This is a genomic window from Methanosarcina sp. WH1, from assembly GCF_000970005.1.
Taxonomy (GTDB): Archaea; Halobacteriota; Methanosarcinia; order Methanosarcinales; family Methanosarcinaceae; genus Methanosarcina.
Genome location: NZ_CP009504.1, coordinates 1,373,096 through 1,390,806, shown reverse-complemented (window position 1 = coordinate 1,390,806; position 17,711 = coordinate 1,373,096). Strand labels below are relative to the sequence as shown.

Below are 17,711 nucleotides of genomic sequence, written 5' to 3'. Positions count from 1 at the left end.
CTTTTTCTTACAAATTCATATTCTCACAGGAAATGAAAGGATACTTGAAAAAATAAAAGAATTCAGAAGAAGCCTCGAGAAAAACAGAAATAAGTAAGCTAATCGGACAAAATGGTTTGAGAAGCAAAGGAATCGCAGTAAAGTTTCCCTCAAAGCCTTACCGCAGATCCTTTAATGGAGGTGTTATGTTTTTTGGACTATTTTGCCACTCTAGCCTTTTTTAGATGTTTGCCATTTTTCAGGCTTTTTGCCATTTAGTTTTGCCATTTTAGACTTCAGCCATTTAGTTTTGCCATTTTAGACTTCAGCCATTTAGTTTTGCCATTTTAGACTTCAGCCATTTAGTTTTGCCATTTTAGACTTCAGCCATTTAGTTTTGCCATTTTATGTATTCCGTATTTGTGAATCTTGAAGGTACTGTACATGGTTTCCTGAAACCCGCTTTAGATTAAGATTTGGTCGGTTAGCTTCCAGATTTGGAGATCCATTTTTCTGTTGGGGTTCGTGAAGAGTTCATGAAAGATCATGCGGGTTCACAGTGTTCTCCAGCTAATTTTTTTGGTGGTATGATAATGGAGTTCTCCTGACTGGTAGAACCGTATCACAAATACGGAGTACGGAATCTTAGTACCTCTTACATTGTATATATAGATATCTATTGAGTTTTAAAAAAGAATACGGCTGGTATAGACCATTATGAGAGAGCCCAAAAATTTACCAATAAATAGTTTTCGGCTCTACGGAATTCAGCTTTATTGGGAAAAGAGATCCCGGGATCAAAAAAACTGATATTCAATAAAAACATAATTATATAAAACAAAGCGAACCGAAAATTACAGGCAAACCTGTTGATGGCAAATATGCAGACCGGTAAATTCACACACAGGAGAATTTGCGATTCGGCATATATACAGTTTCCAAAGGATTATCCCGGAAGTGACTATTGAAACATCCCTGTGCAGGTGGTTAGAAGAAAATGGACAGTAAGACTTCAGAAAACAGAGGCGAACTAAACACTTTTCCTCAAGTAGCAGATGCTGTGGATAACAAAAGGGGAAAAGCCCTCCATGCAGTTCTGGAAAGGGAAAAAGCCCTGAAAACTATAATCAATAACAGTCATGTAGTTGTATTCCTCTGGAAAAACGAAGAAAAATGGCCTGCAGAGTTTGTTTCCGAAAATGTGGTGAACTTTGGATATACGGTAGAAGATTTTATATCAGGCAGGATACTTTACGGGGACATTATACACCCTGATGACCTTGGAAAGGTTGAAAAGGAGCTTGAAAAAAGAATAAGGAATGGAACTCCAGATTTCAATATGGAATACAGGATTTTTACAAAAGCCCGTAAAATTAACTGGGTAAATGAAAGGACCTTCATCCAGAGAGATTCGGAAGGAGAGGTAACCCATTTTCAGGGAGTGGTGCTCGACATCACCGAGCGGAAGAGAAGTGAAGAAAAACTGAAAAAAGTCCTGAGGATGCAGAAGGTACTGACCACAATAATCAACAACAGCCCTGCAGTGGTCTTCCTTTGGAGGGATGAAAAATACTGGCCTGCAACTTTTGTCTCAGATAATGTTGTACAGTTTGGATATACAGTTGACGATTTTACATCACAGAAAATCCTGTATGGAAAGATAATGCATCCCGATGACCTGAAAAGGGTTGAAGAAGTACTCGAGAGACGCATTCAGAAAGGAGAAGTAAGCTTCAATTCAGAATACAGGATTTTTACAAAAGCCGGAGACCTGCGCTGGGTAAACGAACGGACCTTTATCCAGAGAGAAGGAGATGGGAACGTGACCAGCTTTCAGGGGATAGTGCTGGACATAACTCCCCGGAAAAAGGTTGAAGAAGCCCTGAAAAAATCCCTCAAAATGCAGAAAATGCTGAAAACGATAATCAATAATAGCTCAGCAGTAGTTTTCCTGTGGAAAAATATGGAAAACTGGCCTGTCGAGTTCGTTTCAGAAAATATAACGCAGTTTGGATATACTGTAGCTGACTTCACTTCGGGTAGAATCCTTTACGGAGACATAGTTCACAAAAAGGACATCAATTCGATTTCTGAAACCCTTAAACGCTCCATTCGAGAGGGTTATGATTCTTTTGAGATGGAATACCGAATTTCCACAGGAGATGGCAATATTCGCTGGGTTGAAGAAAGGGCGTATATCCAGCGAGATCGTGAAGGCACCCCAGCTCACTTTCAAGGAGTAGTTATTGACATTACCGAAAGAAAAGAAGCACAGAAAATGCTCGAGATTCAGCGGGAACTCGGAATGTTCCTGAACGGCACCTGGAACCTCCAGACCATGCTCTCCCATATCCTTGATGCCTGCCTGCAAATAAAAGATATAGATGCTGGGGGCATATACCTGAAAGACGAACTTCTGGACCAGATTAACCTGGTGGCGCACAGAGGGCTTTCCTCCGAATTTGTGAAAAGTGTTTCTGCATACAGGGCGGACTCCCCGGAAGCAAAGAAGGTCTGGACCGAGAAACCCATTTACAAACTGGATTTTTATGCTGAAGAGATGAAAGACCTGCTAAGTAAAGAAAAGATCACTGCAGTTGCAGTAATCCCTATGAAGCATAGAGGAGAGATAGTAGGCAGCCTGAACCTCGCTTCCCGTAATGTAGACCGGATTCCCCAGAACGTCCGCGATTTCCTTGAGAGCATTGCCCTCCAGGTAGTCAACTATATAGCCCCTATTCGTATAGAGGCGGATCTTTTATAAAGACAGCCAATCTGAAGCTCGAACTATATCCGGACGACGAAACCCTTATTTAAAATAATTTTTATAAATAATGTTGAATTGGGGAGCGAGAAAAGCCCCAGGGTTATACCATCAAGCTCTGAGCTTTAGATATGCAACTGCCGGTTTTTGCTCTCCTTTTTCCGGGGTTTGAATAATCATACTTTATTATATCGCTAGAGGGATACAGGTTGAAAGCAATAGTAGTCTATCTAAGTACCTCAGGGAATACAAAGGCTATGGCCGAGGCAATAGGAAACGGAATCGAGTCAAAGAATGTGGATGTAAAGGTTGTCAGTTTCTATGATGTAAAGCCCGAAGAACTCAATGAAGCAGAAGCAATTGCAGTTGGCTCTTCGACTTTTTACTACAAAATGCTGCTGCCCATGGAAAAATTCATGAATGAAACCCTTATTTCCACAAACCCACAGGGCAAGATAGGTGCTGCATTCGGATCTTACGGGTGGAGCGGAGAAGCACCCATATTGATAGCCGAAAAAATGCGGGAAATGGAAATGAGCGTGGTGGACCCCGTACTCCGGATTCTTCACAAACCCACGGACAAGGACCTGCAGGAATGCAAGCGGCTCGGCATTGACATTGCAGAAAAACTGAAGCATAAAAGCAAAAAGGCAGAGTAATAAAAGCAGCCCGGATTGTTTTAAAACGAGTGGCCTGGATTATTCCAGTGCCATTTCCACTCGTTTCCTGAATTCATCAGGTTTTTCGGAAACCAGGACAACAGTCCTGAAAAAACCCTTATCTTTTCTGATTGCCACAGCTTTTGCGTGCTTTCCCACAAAAATTAGTTTGCGGCCCCATATTCTGACACCCCACCCCATATACCACGGAAATTCGTCCATGATATCTACCGAGCTGATATCGGAAAAGGGAATGCTGTACCTGAATGGTGGAAAAACTGCAACCACGCGATCGGAAGTTATCAGGAATTTCATGCCAAAAAAGCTCCACATTGCAGCAAGGTAAATGAGGAGGATAAGAGGCAGAAAGTACCTTTCCTCAGGATCAGTCCCAAAGCCAAAAAGTTCAGTAAGAGAAAAGATGTAAAATGCCAGGATCAGCAGCAGACCTGTAACCATAAGCAATCTTATTTGTTTACTGTAGGTTGCCTTCTGTTCGTAAAAGCCTATCATAGCATTACCTCCTGTTGAGGGATTTTCAATTTTTTCATTCCGGGTTTAATCATTCCTGAGGAATTTCGGTAACTGGGGTTGAATCCAGCAGCAGCTCATTGAATATTTCAGTGCCCAGCTGCCGGGCAGAAAGCTCATAGCTTATAAGGCTCTCTCTGTCAAAGTGCCTCTGATTCTTCGGGAAAAGGGATACCAGGAAAAACTTATCACTAACGACAAGATTTGCAATCTTCAGTTCGCCTGAATACCGGAAAAATTTCACATTATCAAGAGACATCATAATTCGGAAGTCCTTCGTATAGTCCTGGTAGTACCGCTGAAAAACAGACTCCGACATTAGAAAAGAGAATTTAACTCCCTTTATTGCAAGCTCCTGGCAAAGAGAAATCAGAGGCTGGTGAAAGTAGGCTATAGCTTCAAGAACATAGCTGGACTTTGAAAGGTTTTCCACAACTTTAGGGTCGACTTCGAACATGCGGTCCAGGTCAGGCTGAATCAGTTCACATTTTCTAAGTTCTCCCAGTCTCTTCCGAAAAGAGGGAGGTGCCCCCTGCAGGTCCTTTTCCGACCAATACTCAAAGTTATCTTCAAAAAGTTCTATAGTGCTGACAAGGGGCTTCATTTTTTCAACGAGAACCTTTCCGATGAGAGAAAGAATATAGGTTTTGTCCTCCTGAACGACAAGGGACATATCTTTTAATTTTTTAATCTGGGGAAGGATAGAAGTTGAAGTTACCTGAAGGGCTTCCGTAATTTCATCCATATTTTTGGGCCCGCTTTTCAGAAAAAGCAATAACTGTTTTCGTTTATCGGAAAGAAAAATCAGCTCTATAAGTTCCAGTTTCACCCTTCAGTCTCCTATAAGTGTTATAAGGCTAAAAAGATTACAGATAAGACTGAAAATATTACAACCGCTAAAAATATATAAGTTATTACTTTTTCCCTCTATTCTTACCTGAAGAAAAAGCAGAGCCTTTTAATAAATCCGGATTACCAGATTAAATCCTGACAATAAGTTTAAACTTGAGAAGTATAAAAAAAGTCAAAACTTGAGAAGTATAAAAAAGTCAAAACTTGAGAAGTATAAAAAAGTCAAAACTTGAGAAGTATAAACTTGATTATGGGAGACTATACAAAACTACTAAAAAAGATTTTTGAGAATTAATATCATGAAAAATCTGATGGAATTTCCCTGACCTGATAGCTTCCGCTAGATAGGTGTTTATTATCATCTCAAGTCAGGGTACCTTCCAGATTCCTTAAACTTAAAGTTTCAAGCTGGAGATTTTATAACAAATAAGGGTTCTTGAAAGATTTTTAATCTTTCAACATTATCTTATCTGCATTGAAAAATATAAGGAAAATCCTGTCCCGACAAGCTTTCAGGCAGAAGCTTCCTTGGTCAGGATATAAGCGACCATTTCAGGGTTCAACTTGCTTTCCCTTGAAACCTTTTCTTCGATTCTCTCAGCAGGTGTACCCTCCATCTTCAGTTCTCTGATCTTCTCAATCACCGAGGACGGGATACTGTAATATTCATTAATGTCTTTCCTGTGGCCCCAGACATCTCCTTCAATAAGCTGGATTCTCTGCATCTCAAGGAACATTTCTATGGACTTTGAGACCGTGCGTCTGTAAGATTTAGGTAACTGAATGACCTCAATCTTCGGACAGGTTTCTACCAGTGCAAAGATGTCCTTGTTCGAAGGCCTGAAGGCCAGGTGAACAACACGTTCATTAGGGTTAAGTGTAAAAATCTCTTCCCTGGAACTAACTACTCTAATTTTCATTATGTCTTCCCCCACTTTAAAGTTCTTTTACGTTTTTACCTCATTATAAACTACTTATACTTATTATAAATATTTGTCTACCACGCCCGTTAATTTTTAGATAGTTTACTGCATTTTCAGTCCAGTCTCATAACCCTAAAAGTGACAGAAAAATCTCGGAAAGGTAATTAAAACAGAACTGAAGTATTCGGAATCAAGGGATCTTCAACCCTTCTAATGAGCCTCCCCGAAGAAGAAAAATAAGAGAAAATGTAATTGGATAATTAATTAAAACCATTCGGTAAAATCTGGAACCCATAATCTACTATTTTCAGGAGCTTGCCCTTTAACTTACGATACAGTTCAACAGCTGCCCTGCCCTCAAAAATTAAAGGAAATAACGCTCATGTTTTAATTTATATCTTCATTTCATTTTCTGGAAGATCTCTACCTCTTTTCTGCCTGCATTTCCAGCCCAGGAAAGAGCGCACATCGGACATTCAGGTCCAAAACCCGCTGCGTTGTATCCGGTCATTCCACCTGCAGCGTTATTCACCCTGAAAAATCCGTGTTTTTTGAGAATACTGCACCCCATACCTGACCTGTGCCCTGTGCTGCAAATTACTGCATACTCAGCTTCAGGGTCAAGTTCCCTGTACCTTTCCCTCAGTTCCTGGACCGGAATATTTACTGCATGTTCTATATGGAAACTCTCAAACTCGGAAGAAGCCCTAACATCTAAAACTAAAGGAGGTTTTTTACTTCTAACCCATTCATATAGCTCAGGAATCGATAGCTGTGGCACATGGGAAGCCCTGAATCCAGCTGTTACCCAGGCAAACATTTCCCCTACCAGAAAACCGACAATACTGTCAAGCCCAACCCTGTGCATCCAAACCGCAGATTTCCTTGCATCTTCCTCATTATCTGAAACGAGCAGGATCTGCTTATCCGGAGGCAAGAGCCAGCCTGCATAGGTAGCAAAGTTACCCCTAAGGTCGATACACCAGGAACCAGGAACATGCTCTCCTCCGAAACTTTCGTAATGGCGGCTGTCAAGAATTGCTGTATCCTCCCTTCCGGCAAATTTGAAAAACTCCTCGGGAGAGATCTCTTTCAGTGGCGGAATTTCTTTGAGTTTTGTGGGACCTTTCCGATTGATTTCGGTGCAACGGCTAAAATGATCAGGTGCAGGAGGCATATTTGTTGTGAGGTTTTCTATAAACCCTTCCCTATCAGGGATCTGGAGAGCATAGTTGTATTTGCGTTCATATCCGATTGTACTTGAACGTTTAGCTCCCATAGCCCTTCCGCAGAGCGAGCCTTCCCCATGCGCAGGATAGACCTCGCAAGAATCAGGAAGGGAAAGCAGTTTTTTGTGCAGGCTGTCGTAAAGCATGGAAGCCAGTTCTCTGGCTTTTCCAGGGAACAGGTCTGGTCTACCCACATCCCCGACAAAAAGTGCATCCCCGCAAAAAACAGCAGCCGGATCAGGACCTCTGGAAGTGTCCGAAACCACATAGGAGATATGTTCAGGAGTGTGCCCTGGAGTTTCCAGTATCCTTACAATCATGTCCTCGATTTCGAACGTATTCCCTTCAACGAGCCCAATATGTTCAAACTCACAGTTAGCAGCTTTAGGGGTATAGATAGGTGCTCCCGTAAGCTCAGCGAGATCCATATGTCCGGAGACAAAATCTGCATGCAGATGTGTCTCCAGGATGTGAGTAATTTTCAGGCCCCTGGATTTTGCCTCTTTGATATAGACATCTACATCCCTTTGCGGGTCAATGACCGCACAGCCTTGCTTTCCTGCAAGAATATACGAACTGTGTGCTATGCCTTTCACAAAAAATGGAGTTATTTGCATACTATTTTCCCCCATCAACAAGTCGGCGATGTACCGAAAATTCTGTAAAATAGATTACCTCCGTATCATAAAAGATTATCTTTTAGATCAGGAAGATGAAATTAGCCAGTTAATTACGTGATTTTTCAGGATATGTCCTGTTTCAGGTCTTTTTCCGAACCTTTTTTTCTGAACATTTCTTCCTGAAAGTTTATGCCCTTTTGAAGAGAAACAATACTAAACTTTGCTAAATATATTTTTGAATCGGATTCAGGTTCAGTTGAACAGAATTTGGATCTATTTTTAATATTGGGGGTGTCAGGCAAGTGTTATTAATGGATATCATCACCTGGGAGCCGAAAGACTCCGAAAAGGTCAAGAACTGCTACATGAATTATGAATACCCGAAAGTCTTGAAAGTAATCAACGAGTGGATAGACCTTACGGGATACCGCATGTTCCTGATTTATGAGACTGACGACGAGAAGGCTTCTGCAGCTGCAAACCTTCCATTTATAGGGCTTTGCAGGTTTGAGACCTTCCCGGTCATGAAGGCAGAAAAGTACATGCAGATGGTCCAGGAACTTGCAGGAAAAAACGGAGAAAAGGGGGTTGAAGCTGCAGCCCCTGGCAAAGGAGCCTCAGGAAAAGAAATCCTGACGCAAATAGAGAGCCTTGAAAAAAGAATATACCGCTTGGAACACCACTCTTTTATCCAGCAAGAAGACACAACCTGAATCCCGGATGCGCAATCAGGGAAAAAGCCGGATTTCAATAGCAGGGAATGAAGAGAGGAAAATAAGTCAACCCTCTCGAATTTATTTTTCAAGCTTATTTTTCAAGCACGTCTTCGAATTTGTCCGCGCCCATCCTGTAAATGTGCCAGCCGTCGACAGGCACGGCCCCGAAGTATTCGTAGAATTCCCTTGCAGGGTTCCAGTCAAGCACTGTCCACTCCATCCTCCCGCAATTCCTTTCTATCGCAAGCTTTGCACAGTGGAGGAACATTGCCTTTCCTATCCCCTTTCCTCGGAACTCTGGTTTTACAAAAATATCTTCAATATAGAGTCCCTGCCTTCCTACAAAAGTGGAGAAGTTGTGGAAAAATACCGTAAATCCCGCAGGTTCCCCCTCGAGTTCGGCGAAGAAAACCTCGGCATAGGGTCTTTCCCCGAACATGGACTCCATCAGAGATTCTTCAGTGGCTTTGACCAGATGGGAGAGTTTTTCAAATTCAGCAATGCCTTTGACAAATTCAAGAATAAGGGAAACATCTTCTTTTTGTGCAAAACGGATATTTAAACCGGTTTTTTTCTCAGTTTCAGCTATTTTTATACCTTCTATTTATATTTCTTTTTTTAAAATTTATCAATTAATATAATCCCAATCTCATCCATGTAAATCCTGATGGATAAACGATTATTTAGTAAAATTTTATTATTTGGAGAGTAATTGACTGAATGTACATGGTTTTTGTCAATTCAAATAAATTAAAAACCAAATCAAAGTCTTGTGTAAAATGCTCGGTCAAGAAGATTTCAAACCGGTAACACTTGCCGACAGGGTTTTTTCGAGCGTCATTATGCGCTTTACCCGCAAACCCATAGTAGCAATACGTTCACGAATATGATATGCTGGAGCCATTTTACCGTACCAGTACGCGTACGTGAACGGGAATGGGATTATTTTTTGCACCACCGCAGGGATTACCCGGTTCCACCCACCAATCGGTTCCAGGGACCCTGCGCTTATGCGTGCGCTTATACGGCTGGCGCTGGACGTGAGCGGCGATAGCCCATGTGCTCATTGATCCGGATACGGCGCAGTGGATGCAGGAGCTTGATCCCGGACTCATGCTGGTGCCGGACCGAAACAATTTTGAATATGTGTACATGGCTTCCGACCTTGTGGAACTCCCGGGGAAGAAATCCCTCAAAATCCGCAGTCATCTCAACAGGTTCCGAAAAAATTGCCTGAACACGGTCGAACAGATAACATCCCAAAACCAGGGAGAGATGATGGAATTCCTGAAGGAAGGGATCTATAAAACTATCAATGAGGAAACTGCAGCGGTTCTTATCGGCGAGGTGGAGTACATCAACAGGGAGATCGATCTCGGTGTCGGCGGCCTCAGAGAAGTAACCGACAAATAAAGAACCACCAGTCCTTTAGAGAAGGAAAAAATAAATAAAAAGAAAAAAAATTGAAAGAATTCACTCTCCCGTCTTCATTCTTCTTTCTTCTTTTTCTCGAAGGCTTCCTTTACAATCTTAACTGCGCAGAGTTCGCCGCACATGGAACAGGCATCACTTTCCGTTTTGCGGGTGTCCCGGATTTTGCGGGCGCGGGCGCCGTCGATTGCAAGTTCGAACTGCTTTTCCCAGTCAAGGTCCCTGCGAGCATAGGCCATGGCTGTGTCCTGTTTCCAGGCGCGTTCCCTTTGGCCTTCTTTTATAAGGTCGATGGTGTGGGCTGCAAGCTTTGTTACGAGTAGACCTTCTTTGATATCCTCGAGAGAGGGAAGGGCAAGGTGTTCGGAAGGAGTTACCATGCACAGGAAATCCGTGCCGTACATCCCGGCAACTGCACCCCCGATTGCCCCGGTGATGTGGTCAAAGCCAGGAGTGATGTCAGTAACAAGGGGTCCGAGGAGGTAAAGGGGGGCTCCGTCGCAGAGCTCTTTCATACCCCTGACACTGAGTTCAATCTCGTTTAAAGGGACGTGGCCCGGGCCTTCCACGAAAGTCTGGACATCGACTGCCCTTGCACGTTTTACAAGCTCTCCGAGGGTTATGAACTCCATGAATTTGGGGCGGTCCGACGCATCGGCAATACAGCCCGGGCGCATGCCGTCTCCAAGGCTCAGGGTCATGTCGTATTCTTTTGCGATTTCAAGAAGATAGTCAAATTCGACATAGAAGGGATTATCCTCCCCATTGTGGAGCATCCAGGCAAGGGTAAAAGAGCCTCCGCGGCTGACCACGTTCATTATCCGATCGCTCTGGCGCAGGCGTTCGAGGGAATTTAAGTTGACCCCGGCATGCACGGTTACAAAGTCCACACCCTGTTCTGCATGCTTTCTGACAGCGTTGAACATGTCGTCAGAAGTCATTTCCACGACAATATTCTGGGAAGCTGCAGCCTGGTAGATCGGAACAGTACCTACGGGGATGTTTACGGCTTTGATGATACGGGTGCGGATTTCATTCAGGTCCCCACCTGTGGAGAGGTCCATTACTGCATGAGCCCCGAAGGCTTCTGCAGCTTTTGCTTTCTCGATTTCGGCATCGATGTCGATGCAGTCCCTTGATGTGCCTATGTTGGCATTGATTTTTGTGCTCATGTATTTGCCAATCCCAACAGGGAGAGTTTCTCGCCTATTGTTTCTGGGAATGGTTATCAGCCCTTTTGCCACGCAGGAGCGGACAATTTCGGGGTCGATTCCTTCGGCTTTTGCCACGGCTTCTATTGAGGGGGTGACGATTCCCTTTTTAGCGTCTTCCATCAGCGTCATTGTTACTCCGTATGATGAGGGGAAATGGGGGTAAGTATAAGAATATATCAGTTGTACAAAACGATCCAGATATAATGATTAACTAAAACGATTGATCCTCGTGATTATAAGGATTAATCTCTGTGATTATAAGGATTAATCTCTGTGATTATAAGGATTAATCTCTGTGATTATAAGGATTAATCTCTGTGATTATAAGGATTAATCACTAAGGTCCTGGGTTACAAAGTAGAACAAACAGTATACTGATATATAACTTTTCATTCTATGGAAAGCCACCCAATAATCTATAAATGGCGAAATATATAAATCATGTGTAGATCCATTACATGGATGTCCAATGTGCATATTGTGTTTTTATCTGTACATTATATTTGTACGTTACATATGTGATGTTTATATTACGTGCACCTTACCTGTATATTATTACATGTTTGCCGCAAAAAGCGAAGAAAAACACCTGCAGGAATTTTATTAGAATTGTATTATAAAGATCTGGGGTTTTACGGGAGTGCGTATAAATAATCCCTGTAAGAAAGAAACAACAAACTCTGTAAGAAAGAAACCCAAAGATCTTTCCGCATTTCATTTCTTATCCGTATCACAGGAGTTCAGGTTTTTCATCATGACAGTTGTCACATTTGCAGAAAAGAATAAGGCAGCGGCCCAGATTGCCAGAATTCTGGGCGATGGGGAAGTAGATAAAATCTCAGTAGAAGGGCTGCCAGCTTACGAGTTTAAGTGGAAAGGAGAAGAGTGGTTCGTGATGGGGTTATCCGGGCACATTATGAGCTATGATTTTCCTGAAAAATATAACAAATGGAATGAGGTTGATCCCGGTGTCCTCCTTGGAGTTTACCCTGAAAAGTTCGTAACAAGGGCAGAGTATGCAGCTGCAGTGAAAAACCTGGCAAAAAGGGCAGACAAAATTATCCTTGCATGCGACTATGACAGGGAAGGAGAAAACATAGGTTTTGAGGCCAAGACTCTTTCAGAGGAGGTTACAAACGTACCGGTCTCAAGGGCACGTTTTTCAGCCCTTTCCCCAAAAGAAGTCAAAAAAGCTTTTGAAAACCCTGTAGACCCTGACTACAACATGGCAATGGCTGCGGAAGCCAGACAGATCCTTGACCTGAAGATGGGGGCAGCTTTTACCCGTTTTGTCACGCTTTCGGTCAGGGAAAAAGCAAGGACAAAAGACATCCTTTCAATAGGGCCCTGCCAGACGCCCACCTGCGGTTTTGTGTATGAGCGGGAAAAGACCATCCGGGCTTTTGAGACAAAGGACTTCTGGAAGATTACTGCAATTTTTGTTGCAAAGGGCGGGGAATTTGAGGGTATCCACAGGGCAGGAAACATCCACGACAAAGAAAAAGCATCTGAGATCTTCAAAAGGTTAAAAGGGGCAAAAGAAGGTCTTGTCGTAAAGAAAACGGTAAAGGAAACAAAGACCAGCCCTCCAAACCCGCTTAACACCACAGAGTATCTGAAGCGGGCTTCAAAATTCCTGGGAATCAGTCCGGAAGCTGCCCTTGAAGTTGCAGAACAGCTCTACCTTGCAGGGTTTACAAGCTACCCGAGGACAGAGACAAACAAATACGCAGATGATTTTGATTTTAAGTCTCTGGTCTTTGATTTTGCAAGGCAGAACGAGTATAAGCCCTTTGCCGAGTCAATCCTCTCTGCCCCGATAGTGCCAAAAAACGGGGAAAAAGACGCACACGACCACCCCCCTATCCACCCCATCCGAGCAGCTGCAAGGAGAGAAATCAATGCTGCAGTAAATATCCCGCAGGCGGCAGAGGTCTATGACCTTATTGCAAGGCATTTCTTGGCAAACCTGATGCCTGCAGCTGTTTTTGAAAAAACTCACCTTCACCTGCAGGTTCAGGAAGAACCTTTCGACTCCTCAGGGACCGTGCTTAAAGATGCAGGCTGGCTCGAAGTTTATCCTTTTGAAAATAAAAAAGATAAACTCCTCCCGTTTGTAGAGGAAAAAGAGAAAGTGGGCATAAAAAAGCTGAGAAACACCAAGTCCAAAACCAGCCCTCCCAAGAAGCTTACAGAAGCCGAACTTCTTACCCTTATGGACAAGCACGGGATAGGAACAAAAGCAACAGCTCCATCCCATATAGAAACAAACAAGAAGCGAGGGTATTTTGAGACCAAGGGGAAGACAGTCTCGATCCTTGACACAGGCTTTACCCTGATGGAAGGGCTCTCCCTGACTGTGCCAATCCTCGTCAGGCCGGACATTCGCTCAAAGATCGAAGCCCTTATTCAGGAAGTAGAAGATGGGAAAAAAGAGTTTGAAGCTGCCCTTGCCGAGGGCACGGCTCTTATCCGGGAAATGTATGCCCAGCTTGAAGCAAACAAAAAGGAGCTGACTTCAAGCATTGCAGGTACGATCAAGGACGAAGCTGCCCTTGAAGACAAGAAAAACTATATTGGGACCTGCAAGGCTTGTGGGCATGTGCTCAAGATTGTGCAGACGGATACGGGGCGTTTTGTAGGCTGTACAGGCTATCCTGACTGCAGAAACTCGTTCCCTCTTCCGAAAACGGGAGCCCTGAATGTGCTCAGGAGCAAAGAATGCAAAAAGGGAGGAGCGGCCGTCCTGAAGGTAGGCAACAAATACAACTGGGCGGTCGGCATTGGCCCCTGCTTCAAATGCGAGCTTGAAAAGGAATGCTACCCTCCCGAAACCGTAGGTCCCTGCCCACAATGTGACGGGAGCATGTTCCTGATCTCTTTTAAAGACAACCGTTTCCTGGGCTGCACAAAGCGCTGCGGATACACGCATTCAGTCCCGAAAACCGGAAAACTGACCCTGCTTGATAAAACCTGTGGGACATGCGGCTGGAAGCTGTTCAGGTTAAAAGAAGAGGGTGAAAGCCCGGAAGAGGATTTCTGCGTAAACCGGCGCTGCACGGAAGGCATAAAATACTGGAAAAAAAACAGGCCACAAAAGTGAGTTCAGAGGTAAGGCAAAGACTTCTGGAGATTCGGCATCGAGACCGGAAGCTGGAAGTACTGCAAGAAGTACAGCAAGAAATACAGAAAGAAATACAGAAAGACCGGTTCCAGGTAAGGTTTCAAAAGCACCATCGGCTGCAGTCAGACGGAAAGAGAGCAAATGAAAGCTTAGTAAAGAAGAGATAAAATACGGAAACATGGAAGGCGCGGAAAACACATAATTTTCGCTTAGAACCCATATTCCGGAGCTTCCCGGAATTTTATTGTGCTGAGAATGAAGTTAAGGAACTTAAATATTCAAATACGCCCTTACAACAATCCAGATAATAAGCCATACAATAGCTGAGAGCAAATTATTTCTGAATTTTGTCTCCATGTATTTAAAAATGCCCTATTCATATATAATTTTTTTTGTTTGTTTTCGAATATGTAACTGTTATTCAGTCTTAACAAAAAATTTCCCTTTTTACTTTAGAGATCTATTATCATAATCTAGAGACTATCTTGTCGGGTGAGCCATTTTTAAGATATGGGAACCTGTTGTAAAAAAATGAATGATTATGAAAATATATGAATGTTTAACTGTATAAAATAATTTACATTTCTTGATATTACTTTTCATTTATGAGAGGATCTCAAGAATTTTTGTCTCCCTCTGCCCCGGAATCCCCGCCTTCCGAATTGTTATTCACATGGAGATGCCAGTAGCGGTCGTAGAGGGTAATGTTCAGAGTCAGGAGCAGGATGAAGAAAAGCGTGATTCCCAGGTTGATCGAACCGTTATATCTGGGCAGGAAGTAGTTAGCAAGCAGGACCAGACCCATGTTTACTGCGGACATCACGATGAATTCCCTTATGATAGAACTCCAGTGCTTCCCGCTCCGGGACAGCCAGTGGCTCAGGGCTGTGTTTATTATGATGAGGACAGCCATGCCCGTTGCGAGCTGGAGGTTGCTTGCCCGCACGCCCGGAAGTATCTGGGCGAAGATAATGGTAATGAGAGAGATCAACGCGATCTTCTCGATCACCTGTTTGTTAATGAGGTGTTCCTGCTGTTCTTTCGCTGCTTCCGATCTGAAGGGGAAAAACGGGGCGGCTGCTACAGGAATGGCTTCGATTTGCAGGCCCGGGCGGGTGGAAGGGAAGTCACGGATCAACCACCAAGCCATGCCTAGCAGGAAGACTGCATAGACGGCCAGGATGAGGGCGTTTGAGGGGTTTGCCCTGATCCAGTCGGTGGTGTCCATCTGGGCGACATGGATCCAGTATTCCTGTGGCAGTTTGATGAAAATCCAGATAAGGGCTGCGCCAGTTATTAATTTGTTTTTCGTCAGTACCTTCGGGTCCCATTTCAGGCGGATAGCTTCGTAGAAGATGAAGAAGTATTCGAAGGTGTTGGGAAACACGAGCAGCATAGCGCGCAGTTGTGTGAGTTCGAAGATCGCAACGCCTACCAGCCGGTAGTAGAAAAGGAAGCGGTCCAGTTTAAAGGCGTAGAGGTTAGACCAGTTGCGCAGGGTCGAAAGATACGTGATAGTCAGGTAATAAATGTCAAGAGATTTATCATAGCTCTGGTAACCCTCGAGGGGCAGGTTCGTAAACAGCTGGAAGATAGTCTGGTCCACGCCATCAAGGATCAGGGAGGCAAGTACGCCGGGGAGAGGGTAGCGAGGAATGGAAAGCGGTATCAAGAAGCGGGCCATAACCACAACCCAGAAGATCACTAAATCCGAAGTTTCTACCATGAAGCCAGATCCCCCTGATCAATTTCAGCAATGCTAAGTCAGATCTGCTAAAGTAGACTGCTAAAGTAAACTACTAAAGTAAAACTACTAAAGTAAACTACTAAAGTAAACTGCTAATTCAGACCCTCTATACCCCGGAAACAAGCCTGATTCATACCCCTTTTTTCAAGCTTTTCTTCAAGCTTTTTTTCAAGCTTTTCTTCAAGCTTTTTTTCAAGCTTTTCTTCAAGCTTTTCTTCAAGCTTTTCTCCCAGCTCCCCTCTGGCTAATTGCTGCCAGAAAATATTATGGGAATTGTAAGATTTTGCAGTGTAGTAATGTATTCCTGCTAATTTAATATAGCAATATTTCTATAAAAGAATTTCATATGAAAATACTTGCTTTAAATGCCTGCATGACTGCCCTGAAACAGCCCTTATCTTGAAAAGCCATCCCGGAGAAGTAACAACTGGTTTTCCACTAACTGACTGAAGTTCAAAAAAGTAAATAAAAGAGTTAAAAAGTTAATCAAAAAAAAGGTTAGAGCTGCACGTAATGTGCAACTTCACCGAGATCTTCCTCAATTCTGAGTAGCTGGTTGTATTTTGCAGTTCTTTCGCCACGCGCCGGAGCTCCGGTCTTGATCATTTCTGCACCTATGGCTACTGAGAGATCTGAGATGGTGGTGTCTTCGGTTTCGGCAGAGCGGTGACTTACGATTACGGTGTAGCCGTTTCTGGAAGCCATGCTGGCGGCATCAAAGGCTTCGGAGATTGAGCCGATCTGGTTTACTTTGAGGAGAAGGGCATTTGCTGCTCCCATATCCACGCCTTTTGAGAGCCTTTCGATGTTTGTGACAAAAAGGTCGTCACCTATAATGATCGTGTCCCAGAGTTCGTTGGTAAGAGCTTCAAAATCTTCGAAGGCTTCCTCATAGAAGGGGTCCTCGATAGAAAGGATGGGGTAAGAGTTTACAAGCTCCACATAGTAGTCAAGCAGTTCCGGAGCAGACAGTTTCTTTCCATCAATTGCGTATAATTCCTCTTCATAGAACTCAGTTGCTGCGGCATCAAGCCCTATTGTAACCTCGGTCTCGGTATAGCCTGCTTCTTCAATTGCGTGTACGAGGGCGTCAAGAGCTTCTGTAGACTCGCTCATTTTGGGGGCATACCCGCCTTCATAGCCCACGTTAATAGAAGAGCGTCCGTATTTTTTCTCCAGAAACTTCCCGAGGGTCTGGTAGATCTCTGTCCCGATTTGAAGGGCTTCGTAGAATGTTTCTGCGCCTTTAGGCTGAATCATGAACTCCTGGATTGCAAGTTCATTTCCTGCATGCTTGCCCCCGTTCAAGACATTCATTGTGGGTACCGGAAGGGTAAAAGCGTTTGAACCGCCGAAGTAGCGGTAAAGAGGCATGTTAAGGGAGTCAGCTGCAGCTTTTGCAACCGCCATGGATACGCCAAGAATTGAGTTGGCTCCAAGGTTTGCTTTGTTTTCGGTTTCGTCGAGCTCGATCATCAGCTCATCGATTTCCCGCTGGTTTCGCACATCAAGTCCAAGCAATTCCTTCTGGATAATGGTATTTACGTTCTTGACTGCAGTCAGAACTCCCTTTCCACCATACCTGTTGGGGTCTGCATCGCGCAGTTCAAGGGCTTCGTTCGTACCCGTGGAAGCTCCTGAAGGGACACTTGCTCTGCCAAATCCCTTCGGTGTAAACACATCAACTTCAATTGTGGGATTTCCCCTTGAATCCAGGATCTCCCGAGCATGTATTTTTTGGATCTTATATTCTCCAGAATCCTGCTGTAAACCGATATACGACATCATTTCACCCTTTCTAAATCTCTGATTTATCTATAGATATATTCTGTTATTTGAACTTGACTTTACTTAACCTAACCGTTACATGTCCGAATGGTATTTAATTCTTTATCCGGTCCAAATGAATCGATTTGCCTGAG

13 protein-coding genes and 1 pseudogene are annotated in these 17,711 nt (G+C 43.7%); 6 read left to right on the top strand and 8 right to left on the bottom strand.

What is annotated here, in order from left to right; genetic code table 11:
* Window positions 1-976: 976 nt before the first annotated feature.
* Both MSWH1_RS06220 and MSWH1_RS06215 read left to right on the top strand, forming a co-directional pair.
* A complete protein-coding gene (locus tag MSWH1_RS06220; RefSeq protein WP_048127028.1) occupies window positions 977-2,743 on the top strand; it encodes a PAS domain-containing protein in 1,767 nt (588 codons plus the stop codon).
* Window positions 2,744-2,952: 209 nt separating this feature from the next.
* The gene (locus tag MSWH1_RS06215; RefSeq protein WP_048127026.1) at window positions 2,953-3,402 is read left to right on the top strand and encodes a flavodoxin domain-containing protein; all 450 of its coding nucleotides are present in this window, start codon (window positions 2,953-2,955) and stop codon (window positions 3,400-3,402) included.
* 39 nt (window positions 3,403-3,441) lie between these two features.
* Here the strand turns inward: MSWH1_RS06215 and MSWH1_RS06210 are convergent, their stop codons facing one another.
* The 4 genes from MSWH1_RS06210 to MSWH1_RS06195 all read right to left on the bottom strand — a co-directional run bounded on the left by MSWH1_RS06210 (window position 3,442) and on the right by MSWH1_RS06195 (window position 7,554).
* Window positions 3,442-3,915, bottom strand: a complete 474-nt coding sequence (locus tag MSWH1_RS06210; protein ID WP_048127024.1) for a hypothetical protein — start codon at window positions 3,913-3,915, stop codon at window positions 3,442-3,444.
* A 49-nt stretch (window positions 3,916-3,964) separates the two neighbouring features.
* Entirely contained in the window at window positions 3,965-4,762 is a 798-nt protein-coding gene (locus tag MSWH1_RS06205; RefSeq protein ID WP_048127022.1) for a winged helix-turn-helix domain-containing protein, read from the bottom strand.
* A 535-nt stretch (window positions 4,763-5,297) separates the two neighbouring features.
* Complete coding sequence (locus MSWH1_RS06200) at window positions 5,298-5,705, bottom strand: DUF1699 family protein (protein ID WP_048127021.1); 408 nt, start codon at window positions 5,703-5,705, stop codon at window positions 5,298-5,300.
* Between the two features lie 403 nt (window positions 5,706-6,108).
* Window positions 6,109-7,554: an MBL fold metallo-hydrolase gene (locus tag MSWH1_RS06195; RefSeq protein ID WP_048127013.1), complete on the bottom strand. Its 1,446-nt coding sequence runs from the start codon at window positions 7,552-7,554 to the stop codon at window positions 6,109-6,111.
* A gap of 314 nt (window positions 7,555-7,868) precedes the next feature.
* Here MSWH1_RS06195 and MSWH1_RS06185 point away from each other — a divergent pair, with 314 nt between their 5' ends.
* Window positions 7,869-8,270: a DUF3303 domain-containing protein gene (locus tag MSWH1_RS06185; protein WP_231591957.1), complete on the top strand. Its 402-nt coding sequence runs from the start codon at window positions 7,869-7,871 to the stop codon at window positions 8,268-8,270.
* Window positions 8,271-8,364: 94 nt separating this feature from the next.
* Here the strand turns inward: MSWH1_RS06185 and MSWH1_RS06180 are convergent, their stop codons facing one another.
* Complete coding sequence (locus tag MSWH1_RS06180) at window positions 8,365-8,721, bottom strand: GNAT family N-acetyltransferase (protein ID WP_231585619.1); 357 nt, start codon at window positions 8,719-8,721, stop codon at window positions 8,365-8,367.
* A gap of 478 nt (window positions 8,722-9,199) precedes the next feature.
* Here MSWH1_RS06180 and MSWH1_RS19930 point away from each other — a divergent pair, with 478 nt between their 5' ends.
* Together MSWH1_RS19930 and MSWH1_RS19925 are read left to right on the top strand one after the other, a co-directional pair.
* Window positions 9,200-9,343 (top strand): hypothetical protein, encoded by a 144-nt coding sequence (locus MSWH1_RS19930; protein ID WP_231585618.1) that lies wholly within the window; start codon window positions 9,200-9,202, stop codon window positions 9,341-9,343.
* Entirely contained in the window at window positions 9,333-9,686 is a 354-nt protein-coding gene (locus tag MSWH1_RS19925) for a phosphatidylglycerol lysyltransferase domain-containing protein (RefSeq protein ID WP_231585617.1), read from the top strand. The genes MSWH1_RS19930 and MSWH1_RS19925 overlap by 11 nt, the downstream gene beginning before the upstream one ends.
* Before the next feature lie 74 nt (window positions 9,687-9,760).
* Here the strand turns inward: MSWH1_RS19925 and thiC are convergent, their stop codons facing one another.
* On the bottom strand, window positions 9,761-11,047 hold the full coding sequence (gene thiC, locus MSWH1_RS06170; protein WP_048127004.1) for a phosphomethylpyrimidine synthase: 1,287 nt from the start codon (window positions 11,045-11,047) through the stop codon (window positions 9,761-9,763).
* 625 nt (window positions 11,048-11,672) lie between these two features.
* On the opposite strand from thiC, the pseudogene MSWH1_RS06165 reads away from it, so the two are divergent.
* Window positions 11,673-14,187 (top strand): annotated as a pseudogene (locus MSWH1_RS06165) (DNA topoisomerase).
* Window positions 14,188-14,658: 471 nt separating this feature from the next.
* On the opposite strand, the gene MSWH1_RS06155 reads toward MSWH1_RS06165, so the two are convergent.
* Together MSWH1_RS06155 and eno are read right to left on the bottom strand one after the other, a co-directional pair.
* Entirely contained in the window at window positions 14,659-15,768 is a 1,110-nt protein-coding gene (locus MSWH1_RS06155; RefSeq protein ID WP_048127000.1) for a hypothetical protein, read from the bottom strand.
* Window positions 15,769-16,287: 519 nt separating this feature from the next.
* A complete protein-coding gene (gene eno, locus MSWH1_RS06150) occupies window positions 16,288-17,574 on the bottom strand; it encodes a phosphopyruvate hydratase (RefSeq protein ID WP_048126998.1) in 1,287 nt (428 codons plus the stop codon).
* Window positions 17,575-17,711 lie beyond the last annotated feature (137 nt).

Excerpts from the sequence above, each read along its gene's own strand:
- MSWH1_RS06220 (WP_048127028.1), top strand. The coding sequence starts at position 977 with ATGGACAGTAAGACTTCAGAAAACAGAGGCGAACTAAACACTTTTCCT.
- MSWH1_RS06210 (WP_048127024.1), bottom strand. The coding sequence starts at position 3,915 with ATGATAGGCTTTTACGAACAGAAGGCAACCTACAGTAAACAAATAAGA.
- MSWH1_RS06200 (WP_048127021.1), bottom strand. The coding sequence starts at position 5,705 with ATGAAAATTAGAGTAGTTAGTTCCAGGGAAGAGATTTTTACACTTAAC.
- MSWH1_RS06195 (WP_048127013.1), bottom strand. The coding sequence starts at position 7,554 with ATGCAAATAACTCCATTTTTTGTGAAAGGCATAGCACACAGTTCGTAT.
- MSWH1_RS06185 (WP_231591957.1), top strand. The coding sequence starts at position 7,869 with ATGGATATCATCACCTGGGAGCCGAAAGACTCCGAAAAGGTCAAGAAC.
- MSWH1_RS06180 (WP_231585619.1), bottom strand. The coding sequence starts at position 8,721 with ATGGAGTCCATGTTCGGGGAAAGACCCTATGCCGAGGTTTTCTTCGCC.
- thiC (WP_048127004.1), bottom strand. The coding sequence starts at position 11,047 with ATGACGCTGATGGAAGACGCTAAAAAGGGAATCGTCACCCCCTCAATA.
- MSWH1_RS06155 (WP_048127000.1), bottom strand. The coding sequence starts at position 15,768 with ATGGTAGAAACTTCGGATTTAGTGATCTTCTGGGTTGTGGTTATGGCC.
- eno (WP_048126998.1), bottom strand. The coding sequence starts at position 17,574 with ATGTCGTATATCGGTTTACAGCAGGATTCTGGAGAATATAAGATCCAA.